The sequence below is a fragment of the Mycobacterium sp. ML4 genome (assembly GCF_054515735.1).
In genome coordinates, this window is sequence record NZ_JBTNSY010000006.1 from 154,904 (window position 1) to 169,288 (window position 14,385).

Consider the following 14,385-nt stretch of genomic DNA (forward strand, 5'->3'; position numbering starts at 1 on the left):
GTATCTAATAAGCCATGGTTTCACTCTGGCTGGACGGCCGCGGCAAAACGCCATGGGCCGACAGGACTTCCCGGGAGGTCGGCGGGTCCGCTGACGTAGTAGTGGTGGGGGCCGGCATCACCGGCCTGATCACGGCGGTACTGCTGGCTCGTGCGGGCAAAGACGTGTTGGTTGTCGAGGCGCGCTCCGTGGGAGCGGGAGCCAGCGGGAACACCACCGCGAAGCTCAGCCTGCTGCAAAGCACGCATCTGAGCAAAATCCTTGCACGGCATGGTCGGAGCACCGCGCGAGCGTACGTCGACGGTAACCGCGAGGGCATGGAGTGGGTGTTGCACCATTGCGACACCCACGGCATCGATGTGCAGCGCGAGGACGCGTACACCTACGCGCAATCGGCACGGGGCGTGCCGTCGGCGCGCGCGGAGTGGTTGGCGTGCAGTGCCGTCGGCCTCCCGGTGACCTGGGACGACCGCGCCGACGTTCCGTTCCCCTTCCACGGCGGGGTCCGACTTCCCGATCAGGCTCAGTTCGACCCGGTCCCGTTTCTGGACAGTCTGGTGGTCGAGCTGCTGGACCGCGGCGGGCGGCTTGCCGAGGGCGCGCGGGTACGCAAAGTGTCCAGCAGCGGTGACGGACTGCGGCTGCACGTCAACACCGGAGGCGGAGAACAGACCGCCGACGGCACCGAGGCGGATTCGGAAGTGTTCGCCCGTCAACTGGTGCTCGCGACCGGCATCCCGATTCTCGACCGCGGCGCCTATTTCGCCAGGCTGAAGCCGAGTCGGTCCTACTGCATGGCCTACCAGGTTCCGGGCCCGATCACCAGGTCGATGATGATTTCCACCGACTCGCCGACCCGTTCGGTCCGTTACGCTCCCACCGCCGACGGGGAAGTCCTGATCGTCGGCGGCGCCGGACACACCGTCGGGCGCAAGAAAAGTCCGTCATCGGCGCTGGCCGAGCTGGACGAGTGGACGCGCACGCACTTTCCCGGTGCCGAGCAGACTCACTACTGGTCGGCCCAGGACTACACGCCCATCGATCAGTTGCCTTACGTGGGACCCATCCTGCCGAACAACGAAAAGATCTTTGTGGCAACTGGTTTCAACAAGTGGGGGATGACCAACGGACCGGCGGCCGCACTGGCGCTGTCGAGTCGCATTCTTGGCGGTCGAATGGATTGGGCCGAGGCATTCGCGAGCTGGAGCCCGCACGAATTGTCTGGCCTTACCACGGCCTTGACGGCAAACCTCGAGGTGGGTTTCAACCTGGCCCGTGGCTGGGTCACACCGGCAACGCGAATCGGACGGCCCGGCCCCAGTAACGGCGAAGGCGGTGTGGTCAGCGGTCCGCCGTGGAATCTGCAGGCCCGCTGCGTTGTCGCGGGTGTCGAGCATGTCGTGTCACCGGTGTGCACCCATCTGGGCGGCATCGTGAACTGGAACGACGCGGACCAGGCGTGGGAGTGCCCATTGCACGCATCACGATTCGCACCGGACGGCACCCTCCTGGAGGGCCCGGCGACAACCGATCTGACCCGAACTAAGTGACGCCGCCGGGAATTCGGACGGGACGGCCGTCGTCGTCGCGGTAGATGAGCCCGTCGGCCTCGAAGGACGCCAACCAGCCCTCCATCGGCCACCAACCCCAGCGTCGGTGGAACACCGCGGCGTTGCGCACGATGTCGTCGAGATGGTCGACGGGCGGATCGCTCACCGGGTGATACTGGTGAAAAGCGTCGGCACCGCCCACCCATCGCATCGGAATGCCCAGTGCGGCAGCATATTGCGCGAAGTCGGTGTCTTCGCCGCCATAGCCCCGGTATTCCTCGCAGAATCCACCGATCCGGAGCCATGTCTGGGCGTGAACGGCGAAAGACAGCGACCAGAACAATGTGTAGTCCGTGGTGGCGATAACGCAGCCGCGCTGTGGTGCCGGCCGGGCGGGGTGCGCAGCGGCAGACAGTTCTGACAGGACATAGCCATCCGGGCCCGCAGGCGGCAGGTAGGTGACCGGACCACACAGCAGTGCGTCGCGATGTGCGTCCTGCTCCACTGCCGCGTGGTAGTGCTCGATGAGGTGGGGCCCGGGAATGCAGTCGACATCCAGAAACACCAACAGCTCGGCGGCGTTTCGCAGTGCGGCGGCCGCGCCCACATTTCGGCCCCTCGCCACCGGCAGCGGTGGTGAGGCTGGAAGGTCCAACAGCACCGCAGCCCCGTGCCGCTCGGCGATTGTCTCGGCGATGGTGGGGTCTCCGAGAGCGACGACGATGTGCATGTGCGGCGTCCGCGTGCTGCCGCTGAGACCCTGAAGCTGGCGGCTCAGATGCGCGTTTCGACCGTGCACGGTCGTGATGACGGCGGTCTTCACGGTGCGCCGTCCTGACACCGGCGCGCCGTCGCTTCGATCGCGTCGGCGGCGCGCCGGGCGGCACCGTCGACCTCCCATCGCTGCCAGCGCCGCGTATCACCAGCACGCGCGTGCGCCAGCAGAGCCGGCCAGGCGCGCTGGTCCGGCCAATCCTGCGCCACGATCGCAAGTCGGTGCCGCCGCAGCACCAGGGCGGTGGCTGCCTGCTCATCGAAAGGCCGAGGCTGCGGAATGACGACTGCGGGCCGTTGTGCGGCGGCGACATCAGCGATGCAGCCCTGGCCCGCGTGGGTCACCACGACGGCGGCACCGCAGATCTGGGCCCAGGGGTCGGCGTGCCACCGCCCGGTGCCACCCAACATCGTCCAGCGCAACCCGGCGTCCGTTGCCCAACAGGGTGCCAGCTCGGAGCCGAAGGCGCCATCGGCACCGCTCAGCACGAGTGCCGTTGCGGCGTCGCCGGATTCGGTCGTGGGCCGGCGTCTCCCCTCGAACCGGCTGATGCCTCCGACGTAACTGGTCTTGTGCCCATACTGCCGGAGCCACGCAGGTACCCACAGTGCTTTGGGCCAGGCCGCCACGATGTGGTCGGCGAGGCGGTGCACCAGCAGGTGCGGCGCATCGATGCGCTTGCCCGGCAAGGCCATCACGATCACCGGGATGCCCAGCAGCCGGACGAACAGCGCGACTTCCACCGATACGTCGACGACGAAGGCGTCCGGCCGCGCCTCGGCGACCCAATCGGCGATCCGGCGCATCCGCTCGCTCAGGCCCCGGTCGTGGTGAGGTGCCCAGTGCAACGCACCGTGTGCGGAGGGTTCGCGGGCAAGCGGTTCCCGATCGTCGCGCGGCAAGCTGACAATCGACGAAAATGGATGCGGCTCAGCCACGTCCAAGGATGTCAGCGCCGTCACGGGCCTTCGCATCCGTGCGCACACGCTGATGGCGCGAGCCAGATGCCCGAAGCCGTGGTGATGGATGTAGTAACCGATCATCTGTTCCGTTCGTCGCGTCGTCGAGCATTTGCCGGTACAACCCGGTGTAAGCGGTGAGCATCGCCTCGGCCGAGCAACACCGTATGGCGTGTTCACGTACCGTCTTGCGGTCCAGGCGCGAGACGGTGGAGATGGCGTCGGTCATGGCGGCGGCGTCTCCGGCCGGGACCAGGCGGCCCGAAGTGTCATCGATGAGCTCCGGGATGCCGCCCCGCGCAAACGCGATCACCGGCGTGCCGCACGACATCGCCTCTGCGACAACGAGACCGTACGGCTCCTCCCATGCTGGGGTGACCAGCGCGGCGCACGACTGGCCGACCAGAGCGGCCAGCCGGACTTGGTCGAGGTGTCCCGCGTATCGGATGGGGCCATGCAAGTGTGGCGCAACCATCTCGGCGAAGTACCGCTCATCGGAGATCGGGCCGGCCAGGACAAGCGGTTTGCGAGCCAGTTGTGCGGCCGCGACCGCCACATGAGGCGCTTTCTCCGCGGTGATGCGACCGAACCACACCAGGGCAGGCCCACCCGGACCGAGCGGCCACGAACCGGGATCAACACCGTTGTGGACCACCGCGATCTCCGGCGCCACGTGACGCCACGCCGCCGCGGTGTGTTCCGAGACTGCGCTGAAACGCGTGCCTTTGCCACCGGAGGCATCAACGGCAGATTCCAACCACGGCGTCGGCGGCGTGTGCACGGTCGTCAGCATTGGAGTGGACAGCGTGGGTGCCATAGCCACCGGAAGGTAATGCAGGCTGTGGTTGTGGATGATGTCGAACTGCCGGCCACCCGTCCCGGCGAGCAGCAACATCAACGACAGGTAAGCGTGGTGGTCGGCCATGAAATCCGCGGCAGGCATGGACACGTCGCCCCGCGCCGATGCCGACAGGTTGAGATGCCGCACCACCAGGCGCCGGCACCCCGGAACGGGTGCTGAGCCGGGAGCCGCGAACAGCGACACTTCATGTCCCTGAGCGGAAAGGCTCCGGGACAGGTGGCATACATGCGCTTCCAAGCCGCCTGCGAAGGGCTCGCGAATGGGATACCGATTCGAGGCGATGATCGCCACCCGCATCCGTCCGGTCACGCCAGCACGCTCTGGTAGATGGCATGATGCGCCGCGGCGATCTCGCGTCGTTCGGTGAGCCGGTCCGCCCATCGGGCACGGGGCGCGGCAGCACCTGCCGCCCACCGCTGGTAAATCTGACCGATTGCCGCCGCCAGCGATGCCTCGTCGAACCGGCTTTCGTCGAACACGAAGTGTGCGCACGGACGTTGTTGCAGGTAATAGCCGCAACTTGGCGCGGCCACCGCGGTGCCCAGATCGAAACAGGCCTCGAGCCAACCGGAATGGGTGCCGAACCGGTAGGGCAGCACCGAGACCGTCAGCGAAGCCAGATAGTCCCAGAGTTCGTCGTCGGAGAAGTAGGGGTGCACCCGAACCTCGACATGGGCATACCGTTCGTAGTTCAGCAGGGCCCTGGCGGTCGCTGGTGCAAACCAGTGATTGGCGGGATCGAAGATCTCGTCGTGGACATTGACCTGCAGCACCGCACCCGGTAGCCGGGACAGGATTGCGCCGAGGGCGTCCAGGACCGGCAGCGGATCCATGTTGGCCCGCAGGCTCTTCGCGTGCACGCCGACGACGAAGCGCTCGTCGTTGCGAGGTCGTTCGATGTGGTCTCGGGTGAGTACGTGGGGGTGCGGCACAACGTGGGCCCTTCTTTGCCATCGCTGCCAAATCGCCTGCGCCGCTCCCGGCGTCAGGGTGATCAGCGCAGCTGCGGCGGCTACCAGGACATCCTGTTGCTCGGCGTGGTCCTGCGGCTGCGGGTGGTGTGGATTGCGCAGGTCGTGCACCGTGTAGACGAGCGGCTTGTCATGCATCTTCAGTTCCTGGACCACCTCGGCCAGCGCATCGGGGGCGATCGCATCGAATCCGAAGTGAACGTGAAACACGTCGAAGTCGGTGTGGTTGGCACTGACCCAGCCCGGCTCGAGCATCAACGGCGGCCACCACCCACCGGGTACGGTGCGGCCGTCTGTCGGTATCGGATCATCCAGTCGCACAACGCAATCACCGAACGGATCGGCAAGATGGCGGACGTAGACATGGGAAGCCGGAACCGAGGCGATGCGCAGCAATGACAATCCCTCCAGGTCGACGATGGGGGGCTGGCCAGAGCTCGATGCCCGGTCGCCGGAACTGAGTCCGTTCCTGTTGGTTGAAGAACGCGAGGCAGCTGGATACCCGCGATCGTGCGGGTCAAACGGTTGGCATAACCAGGTTTATCGCCGCCCGCACCGGCTATCCAGCTACGCCTGAGCCGCGTGCGAGGAAAGGAACGGTTCGTGGGATTTCCTGAGCAACAACAATCCGTACCCGGTGTTCAGTCGCAGATGGAGCCCGTACCCGATTGTGGCGAGAACAGCTACACCGGTACCGGCAAGCTGACCGGCAAGAGTGCGATCATCACCGGTGGGGACAGCGGCATTGGTCGCGCCGTCGCGATCGCGTATGCCCGCGAGGGTGCGGATGTATTGCTGGCGTATCTCAACGAGGACGACGACGCGAAGGACACCGCCCGTTACGTCGAGGAAGCCGGGCGCACATGCGTGCTGGTGCGCGGCGATCTCTCTGACCCCCAGCATTGCCGCGCGGTCGTGGACCGGGCCGTTGCGGAGTTCGGCCGCATCGACGTGCTGGTCAACAACGCCGCATACCAGATGACCCACGAAAGTCTCGAGGAGATTTCGGACGAGGAGTGGGACCACACGTTCAGGCTCAACGTCGGGGCCTACTTCTACCTCACCAAAGCGGCCTTGCCCCATATGAGTTCGGGATCCTCGATCATCGGCAGTTCCTCGGTCAACTCCGATTCGCCGAACCCCACCCTGGCGCCGTATGCGGCGACCAAGGCGGCCATCGCGAACTTCTCCGCCAGCCGCGCTCAGATGTTGGGGCCCAAAGGTATTCGAGTCAACAGTGTGGCGCCCGGCCCGATCTGGACGCCGCTGATTCCCGCGACCATGCCCACCGAGAGGGTGAAATCATTCGGTGACGACGTGCCGCTGGGCCGGGCCGGACAGCCGGCCGAGTTGGCTCCGATCTATGTGCTGCTCGCCTCCGACGACGCCAGCTACATCTCCGGTGCTCGGGTGGCCGTGACCGGGGGCCGGCCTATTCTGTGATCCGGTAGCGCTTGTGGTTTCGCGTCGTGGATCGCGGCGCCAAAGCGCGACCGGATCAGGCACGTCGAGATCTCGCTAGCACGAGGGACACCGATTCCGCCGGCGATCCCGACGGCAAACCTGATTCTGGACGGTGCCGTTCTCCGCCGAGCCCAGTTCGTTCTGGATGGTCGGTAGCGGGGTGTGGCCACCATCGAAAGGGACTGCCGCGCAGTGGTAGTCACGACATCGATGGCGGGACCTATGGGTGGCCAGGATGATTACCCACGAATTACCGACACCGTGTTACTGCCGAAGTTGGTGATATAGACCGCGCCGGTGCCGGGATCGACCGCCACCCCGGACGGAGAGCTGCCGACGCCGATGGTGGCGGTGACCGTGTTAGTGGCGGGGTTGATCACCGACACCGTGCCGCCGCCCTGGTTGGCGACGAAGATGTAGCTGCTGGTAGGGCTGACCGCCACCCCGCGCGGGAAGCTGCCGACGCCAATGGGTGAGCCGGTGACCGTGTTGGTGGCGGGGTCGATCACCGACACCGTGTTGCTGAGGGAGTTGGTGACGTAGACGTTGCCGCCCGGGTTGACCGCCACCCCCCTCGGCCCGCTGCCGACGCCGATGGGTGACCCGGTGACGGTGTTGGTGGCGGGGTCGATCACCGACACCGTGTTGCTGCCGAGGTGGGTGACGTAGATGTTGCCGCCCGGATTGACCGCCACCCCGATCGGAACGTTGGCGCCGGCGATGGAGTTGGTGACGGTGTTGGTGGCGGGGTCGATCACCGACACCGTGTTGCTGCCGGCGTTGGTGACGTAGACGTTGCCGCCCGGGTTGACCGCCACCCCGAACGGGTTGCTGCCGACGCCGATGGGGGAGCCGATCATGGTGTTGGTGGCGGGGTCGATCACCGACACCGTGCCAGCGGACTGGTTGGTGACGTAGACGTTGCCGCCCGGGTTGACCGCCACCCCGACCGGATCGTTGCCGACGCCGATGGGGGAGCCGACCACGGTGTTGGTGGCGGGGTCGATCACCGACACCGTGTTGCCGTCCTGGTTGATGACGTAGACGTTGCCGCCCGGGTTGACCGCCACGCCCGAAGGAAAGTTGAAGCCGGTGATGGTGGTGACGGTGCCGCCGGTCCCGCCGGTCCCGCCGGTCCCGCCGGCCCCGCCGGAGAGCCCGGCCGCGGCGCTGCCGGTGCCACCGGCCCCCCCGACACTAGAGAAGCCGGCGGCGCTCGCGCCGCCGGGTGCGCCGACCCCGCCGCCGCCGCCGGTGCCGCCGACACCGGCGACACCCGTCGGGCCCGCTGATCCCAGCAATCCCGACCCGAAGATCCCGCCGGCCCCGCCGGCGCCACCGAGCCCGCCGTCACCACCGGCACCGCCGATCCCGCCGACGCCGCCGGCCACACCCCAGGTGGTGCTGGCCCCACCGGTCCCGCCGTCACTACCTAACCCGCCGTACCCGCCCGCACCGCCGGAACCCCCGACGCCGAACAACCCCCAACTAGCCCCACCGGCCCCGCCCTGACCGCCGGCGCCACCGGCAAACCCAGCACCCCCGGCGCCCCCACCGGCAAGGCCTTGCGTGCCCTGTGCCAGGCTCACCCCGCCCGCCCCGCCCGGCCCCCCAGCCCCGCCGAACCCCCACAGCGGTGCCCGCCCGATACCCCCGGCGCCACCAGCCCCGCCGGCCCCGCCGGCCCCCGTCGTGCTGGCCCCGCCACTCCCACCAGGCCCGCCGGGCCCACCAAAACCGCTCAACCAGCCACCGGCCCCGCCAGTCCCGCCGCCGACACCGGCCCCACCCGCCTCGCCGGCCCCGCCGGCGCCGCCGGCCCCGCCGCTGCCGAACAGCCCCGCCGATCCGCCGTTGCCGCCGGCCTGCCCGGGGGCCCCCGACCCGCCGGCACCGCCGTTGCCCCACAACCAGCCGCCGTCCCCGCCGGCCTGGCCGGTCCCGGGGGTTCCGTTGGCGCCGTTGCCGATCAGTGGGCGCCGGGTCGCCGCCGCCATCGGCGCGTTGATCGCGTCCAGCACCGGCTGCAACGGTGTGACGTTGGCGGCTTCGGCCGTGGCGTAGGCACCCGCACTCGACGTCAGCGCTCCCACGAACTGGTCGTGATAGCCCGCCAGCTGCGCGCTGATGCGTTGATAGGCCCGGCCGTGGCCGGAAAACAGCGCCGCCAGCGCCGTGGAGACGTCATCGGCGGCCGCGGCCAATACCGTCGTCGTCGGGGCCGCTGCCGCCGTCGTGGCCGACCGCAGCGAGGATCCGATACCTGCCATATCGGCGGCGGCGGCCGCCACTACGGTTGGGTTTGCCACCAGAAACGACATCGCTTCGGCCCCTTTGCCCGACGGGGTTTCCTGAGCACACCAGGACTCCGGATACCACCGTCGCGCAATCGCGGCTCCCGCGTCCTCGCCTCACTGGAGGGTTCGCAGGATGAAAATTCCTCCCCCCATGGGGGGAGGACACGACGGCTCAGGCTGTGTCCGGCACCGCGGTGGAGTCAGGCGGGTTGTGGGTGGGGACCGCTGATGATGGCGCGCTTCAAGTTGTGCGCTACGACAGCACGCACTACCGGGCTCAGTTGGCACCGCGCCGGCGCGGCGGCAGACGGCCACGACCGCGCGGGTGCGGTCGGCCCAATCACCGCGACCGCGATCTGACCCCATACCGCGACGGCCCCCGCCCTTGCCCGAGCCGGCCGTGCCCGCCCCCACTGATCACCGGCACCGAAGTATCGGCGCTGACGGTGATCACCAAAGGTGACAGCCCCGGATGCAGCACCTGGTTATCGGCGATCTTCGACTGCCCCAAACTGGCGCTGTTCGGTATCTCGGTGGATCGGGCGCGGCGGTGAGTCGATGCCTACCGAGGCGTGGACATCGGTGCCGGCCAGTAGCGCGACATTTCGCGATCCCGACATCGTGGTGCCAGACGTGCATTACGACTGCCCGTTCCGGAGCCGACTGTTGCTGAGCAACCCCAGATTGAGCGGTCTTTCTGTGCGACACAACCGGTCACCCATAGACCGGCGCAGAATCAGATACCCGGCCAGCTCAAAAGCAGAACCGTGGCGACCTGACCGTCGGCGACCCCCACACAACTTCCCTCAGTGGCATTTAACCGACTAGCCCCGAATCACCGACACCGTGTCGTTACCGAAGTTGGTGACATACACCGCGCCGGTGCCGGGGTCGACCGCCACCCCGAGCGGGGTGGTGCCGACGCCGATGGTGGCGGTGACGGTGTTGTTGGCCGGGTTGATCACCGACACCGTGCCGCCGAGCCCGTTGGTGACGAAGACGTAACCGCTGGCCGGGCTCACCGCCACCGCAGTCGGGCTGTCGCTGAGGCCGATGGTGCCGGTGACCAAGGTGGTGGCGGGGTTGATCACCGACACCGTGCCGCTGACCTGGTTGGCCACGTAGACGTTGCCGCCCTGGTTGGGGTTGACTGCCACCCCGGTCGGTTGACTGCCGACGCCGATGGTGGCCGTGACCAGGTTGGTGGTGGGGTTGATCACCGACACCGTGTTGCTGCCGTTGTTGGTGACGTAGACGTTGCCGCTCGGGTTGACCGCCACGCCGAACGGGCCGGTGCCGACGCCGATGGGGGACCCGATGACGGTGTTGGTGGCGGGGTCGATCACCGACACTGCGTCGCTGCCGCCGGTGGCGAAGTAGATGTTGCCGCCGGGGTTGACCGCCACCCCGAACGGACCGGGGCCGACGCCGATGGGTGGCACGACGAAACTGTTGTCGGACGTTCTGAGCACCGACACCGTGTTGCCGCCGCTGCTGGTGACGTAGACGTTGCCGCCCGGGTTGACCGCCACCCCGATCGGACTGCTGGGGACTCCGATGGTGGCCGTGACGGTGTTGGTGACCGGGTCGATCACGGACACCGTGTCGCCGAAGAGGTTGGCGACATAGACGTTGCCGCCCTGGTTTGCCGCCACTCCCCATGGACCGCTGCCCAGGCCGGTGATGGTGGTGACGGTGCCCCCGGACCCGCCGGTCCCCCCGGCCCCGCCGGCCCCGCCGGAGAGCCCGACCGGGGTCGTGCCGGTGCCACCGGTCCCACCGACACTGTTGAAGCCGGCGGTGCTCGCGCCGCCGAGCCCGCCGCCACCGCCTTGACCGCCGGTGCCGCCGATCCCGGCGACACCAGCTGGGCCCGCGGACCCCAACCATCCCGACCCGAAGATGCCGCCGGCCCCGCCAGCGCCGCCCAACCCGGCGGCGCCACCTACACCACCGGTCCCGCCTGTCCCGCCGGCCACCCCCCAGCTCGCACCGGCCCCGCCGGTCCCGCCGGCACCCCCCACCCCGCCGTACCCGCCGGCCCCACCGGAGCCGCCGACGCTGAACAAGCCCCAGTTGGCGCCTCCGGCCCCGCCGTGGCCACCGGCGCCACCGGCCAACCCGGTACCCCCGGTCCCGCCACCCGCCTGGCCGGTCGCGCCCACTGTCAGGCTCGCCCCGCCCGCCCCGCCGGCCCCCCCGGTCCCACCGAACCCCCACAGCGGTGCCCGCCCGAGGCCGCCGGCGCCGCCGTCACCGCCGGCGCCGCCGACCCCCGTCGTGCTGGCCGCGCCGGCCCCGCCAAAACCGCCGTTCCCGCCGACACCGGCCAACCAGCCGCCGGCACCGCCGGTGCCGGCACCGCCGGCACCGCCGGCACCGCCGGCGCCGCCGGCACCGCCGGGCCCGCCGCTGCCGAACAGCCACGCCGACCCGCCCGCACCGCCGGCTTGCCCGGGCGCCCCGGACCCGCCGGCGCCGCCGTTGCCCCACAGCCAGCCGCCGTCGCCCCCGGCTTGGCCGGTTCCGGGGGTTCCGTTGGCGCCGTTGCCGATCAGCGGGCGCCCAGTGGCCGCCTGGATTGGCGCGTTGATCGCATCCAGCGCCAACTGCAGCGGTGCTCCGTTGGCGGCTTCGGCCGTGGCGTAGGCGCCCGCACTCGACCCCAGGGCTTGTACCCACTGGTCGTGATACGCGCCGAGCTGCGCGCTGATGCTCTGATAGGCGCGGCCGTGGCCAGAAAACAGCGACGCCAGCGCTTCGGAGACGTCATCGGCGGCGGCGGCCAGCAGCGCCGTCGTCGGGGCCGCGGCCGCCGCCGTGGCCGAACGCAGCGACGATCCGATCCCTGCGACCTCGACTGCTGCGGCCGCCAGTTGGTCTGGGTTTGCCACCAGGAATGACATTGCTTTGACCCCTTTTGTGCGTTGGGGGTGGCCTGACCACGCCAGGACTTCCGGAAACCACCTTCGCCGAACCGGGGCCGCAGGACCCTCGGCTCATTGGAGGGTTTGCAGGATGAAATGTTCTCCCCCCATTGGGGGAGAACACGACATCTGCCGGCAGCCCGCAGGATCAGCCCGGGCCGTGCGTCGTAGCGCGGTGGGGTCAGGTGGGTTGCGGGTGGGACACCTGATGAGGTTGCGCCCGGTGCACGGCCAGCTCTGACAGCAGAAACGTGGCGATATCAACGGCGACCCACACGATTCGCCACCGGGGCGCTACCTGTCAGCGGCCGGGTTTACTACCCACGAATCACCGACACCGTGTTGCTGTCGAAATTGGTGACGTACACCGCGCCGGTGCCGGGGTCGACCGCCACCCCGAACGGAAAGCGGCCGACGCCGATGGTGGCGGTGACGGTGTTGGTGGCGGGGTTGATCACCGACACCGTGTCGCCGCTGGCGTTGGCGACGAAGACGTAGCCACTGGCCGGGCTGACCGCCACCCCGGACGGACCACTGCCGACGCCGATGGGTGACCCGGTGACGGTGTTGGTGGCGGGGTCGATCACCGACACCGTGGCGCTGTTGGAGTTGGTGACATAGACGTTGCCGCCCGGGTTGACCGCCACCCCGACCGGAAAGCTGCCGACGCCGATGGGTGAGCCGACCACGGTGTTGGTGGCGGGGTCGATCACCGACACCGTGTTGTCGCCGTTGTTGGTGACGTAGACGTTGCCGGCCGGGTTGACCGCCACCCCGACCGGACCGGTGCCGACGCCGATGGGTGAGCCGATCACGGTGTTGGTGGCGGGGTCGATCACCGACACCGTGTTGCTGAACTGATTGGTGACGTAGACGTTGCCGCCCGGGTTGACCGCCGCCCCGTACGCGCCGGTGCCAACTCCAATGTTCGTAATTGCGGTGTTGGTGGCGGGGTCGATCACCGACACCGTGTTGGCGCCCCGGTCGATGACGTAGACGTTGCCGCCCGGGTTGACCGCCACCCCGACCGGAAAGTTGCCGACGCCGATGGGGGAACCGATCACGGTGTTGGTGACCGGGTCGATCACCGACACCGCGCTGCTGAGGCCGTTGGCAACGTAGACGTTGCCACCCGGGTTGACCGCCACCCCGAACGGACCGCTAAAGCCGGTGATGGTCGTGACGGTGCCCCCGGACCCGCCGGTCCCGCCGGCCCCGCCGAGCCCCCCGACCTGCCCGATGCCTGCGTTGCCGGTGCCACCGGCCCCACCCACACCGCTGCTGAAGCCGGCGGTCATCGCACCGCCTTGCCCGCCGCCACCGCCTGGAGCGCCGGTACCGCCGACTCCGGCCACACCCGCGATACCCGCGGATCCCAACCATCCCGACGCTACGATGCCGCCGGCTCCGCCGGCGCCGCCGAACCCGGCCCCACCACCCGGACCGCCGATCCCGCCGGCCCCGCCGGCCACCCCCCATGTCGTGCTCATCGCGCCGGTGCCGCCGTCGCCCCCCAAACCGCCGCTACCGCCGACACCACCTGAACCCCCGACGCTGAACAACCCCCAACTGGCGCCCCCTGCCCCGCCCTGACCCCCAGCACCACCGGCAAACCCAGCACCCCCGGTCCCCCCACCCGCCAGGCCCGTGGCGCCCACCGCGCCGGCCCCGCCCGCCCCGCCGGGCCCCCCGGCCCCACCAGACCACCCCACCAACGCTCGCCCCAGGCCCCCGGCGCCCCCGTTACCGCCGGTCCCGCCATTACCCGTTGCACTGTCGGCACCGGCTCCACCAACACCCCCGGCCCCCCCGACGCCGCCCAACAAGCCACTCGCACCGCCGGTCCCGCCGGCCCTGCCGACCCCGCCACCGACGCCGGCCCCGCCCGTCCCGCCGGGCCCGCCGCTGCCGAACAGGCCCGCCGATCCGCCGTTGCCGCCGGCCTGCCCGGGGGCCCCCGACCCGCCGGCACCGCCGTTGCCCCACAACCAGCCGCCGTCCCCGCCGGCCTGGCCGGTCCCGGGGGTTCCGTTGGCGCCGTTGCCGATCAGTGGGCGCCGGGTCGCCGCCGCCATCGGCGCGTTGATCGCGTCCAGCACCGGCTGCAACGGTGTGACGTTGGCGGCTTCGGCCGTGGCGTAGGCACCCGCACTCGACGTCAGCGCTCCCACGAACTGGTCGTGATAGCCCGCCAGCTGCGCGCTGATGCGTTGATAGGCCCGGCCGTGGCCGGAAAACAGCGCCGCCAGCGCCGTGGAGACGTCATCGGCGGCCGCGGCCAATACCGTCGTCGTCGGGGCCGCTGCCGCCGTCGTGGCCGACCGCAGCGAGGATCCGATACCTGCCATATCGGCGGCGGCGGCCGCCACTACGGTTGGGTTTGCCACCAGAAACGACATCGCTTCGGCCCCTTTGCCCGACGGGGTTTCCTGAGCACACCAGGACTCCGGATACCACCGTCGCGCAATCGCGGCTCCCGCGTCCTCGCCTCACTGGAGGGTTCGCAGGATGAAAATTCCTCCCCCCATGGGGGGAGGACACCACCGCCGTCGTTGGCATCCAGCAGCACGGGCCGGACGG

10 protein-coding genes are annotated in these 14,385 nt (G+C 69.5%); 3 read left to right on the forward strand and 7 right to left on the reverse strand.

Annotation, left to right across the window (positions count from 1 at the left end; all coding sequences use genetic code 11):
• The first annotated feature begins 14 nt into the window (after positions 1–14).
• A complete protein-coding gene (locus tag ACX9NE_RS08525) occupies positions 15–1,550 on the forward strand; it encodes an FAD-dependent oxidoreductase (protein WP_459361247.1) in 1,536 nt (511 codons plus the stop codon).
• Here the strand turns inward: ACX9NE_RS08525 and ACX9NE_RS08530 are convergent.
• The 4 genes from ACX9NE_RS08530 to ACX9NE_RS08545 are packed head-to-tail and all read right to left on the reverse strand — an operon-like array spanning position 1,543 to position 5,513.
• On the reverse strand, positions 1,543–2,373 hold the full coding sequence (locus tag ACX9NE_RS08530) for a glycosyltransferase family 2 protein (protein WP_459361248.1): 831 nt from the start codon (positions 2,371–2,373) through the stop codon (positions 1,543–1,545). The two genes, ACX9NE_RS08525 and ACX9NE_RS08530, sit on opposite strands and share 8 nt — an antisense overlap.
• Positions 2,370–3,368: a glycosyltransferase gene (locus tag ACX9NE_RS08535; protein ID WP_459361249.1), complete on the reverse strand. Its 999-nt coding sequence runs from the start codon at positions 3,366–3,368 to the stop codon at positions 2,370–2,372. The genes ACX9NE_RS08530 and ACX9NE_RS08535 overlap by 4 nt, the downstream gene beginning before the upstream one ends.
• Positions 3,256–4,455, reverse strand: coding sequence for a glycosyltransferase (locus ACX9NE_RS08540; protein WP_459361250.1), 1,200 nt, complete (start codon positions 4,453–4,455; stop codon positions 3,256–3,258). Before ACX9NE_RS08540 ends, ACX9NE_RS08535 begins: the two co-directional genes overlap by 113 nt.
• On the reverse strand, positions 4,452–5,513 hold the full coding sequence (locus ACX9NE_RS08545; protein WP_459361251.1) for a glycosyltransferase family protein: 1,062 nt from the start codon (positions 5,511–5,513) through the stop codon (positions 4,452–4,454). The genes ACX9NE_RS08540 and ACX9NE_RS08545 overlap by 4 nt, the downstream gene beginning before the upstream one ends.
• A gap of 207 nt (positions 5,514–5,720) precedes the next feature.
• On the opposite strand from ACX9NE_RS08545, the gene ACX9NE_RS08550 reads away from it, so the two are divergent.
• The gene (locus ACX9NE_RS08550) at positions 5,721–6,560 is read left to right on the forward strand and encodes a glucose 1-dehydrogenase (RefSeq protein ID WP_459361252.1); all 840 of its coding nucleotides are present in this window, start codon (positions 5,721–5,723) and stop codon (positions 6,558–6,560) included.
• 260 nt (positions 6,561–6,820) lie between these two features.
• Here the strand turns inward: ACX9NE_RS08550 and ACX9NE_RS08555 are convergent, their stop codons facing one another.
• Complete coding sequence (locus ACX9NE_RS08555) at positions 6,821–8,902, reverse strand: PE domain-containing protein (protein ID WP_459370709.1); 2,082 nt, start codon at positions 8,900–8,902, stop codon at positions 6,821–6,823.
• A 155-nt stretch (positions 8,903–9,057) separates the two neighbouring features.
• Between ACX9NE_RS08555 and ACX9NE_RS08560 the strand changes: the two genes are divergently transcribed.
• Positions 9,058–9,432: a hypothetical protein gene (locus ACX9NE_RS08560; protein ID WP_459361254.1), complete on the forward strand. Its 375-nt coding sequence runs from the start codon at positions 9,058–9,060 to the stop codon at positions 9,430–9,432.
• Positions 9,433–9,702: 270 nt separating this feature from the next.
• Here the strand turns inward: ACX9NE_RS08560 and ACX9NE_RS08565 are convergent, their stop codons facing one another.
• Both ACX9NE_RS08565 and ACX9NE_RS08570 read right to left on the reverse strand, forming a co-directional pair.
• Positions 9,703–11,784, reverse strand: a complete 2,082-nt coding sequence (locus ACX9NE_RS08565; protein ID WP_459361255.1) for a PE domain-containing protein — start codon at positions 11,782–11,784, stop codon at positions 9,703–9,705.
• Positions 11,785–12,122: 338 nt separating this feature from the next.
• Positions 12,123–14,204 carry a PE domain-containing protein gene (locus ACX9NE_RS08570; RefSeq protein ID WP_459361256.1) on the reverse strand — a complete coding sequence of 694 codons (2,082 nt, stop codon included), beginning with the start codon at positions 14,202–14,204 and terminating at the stop codon, positions 12,123–12,125.
• Positions 14,205–14,385 lie beyond the last annotated feature (181 nt).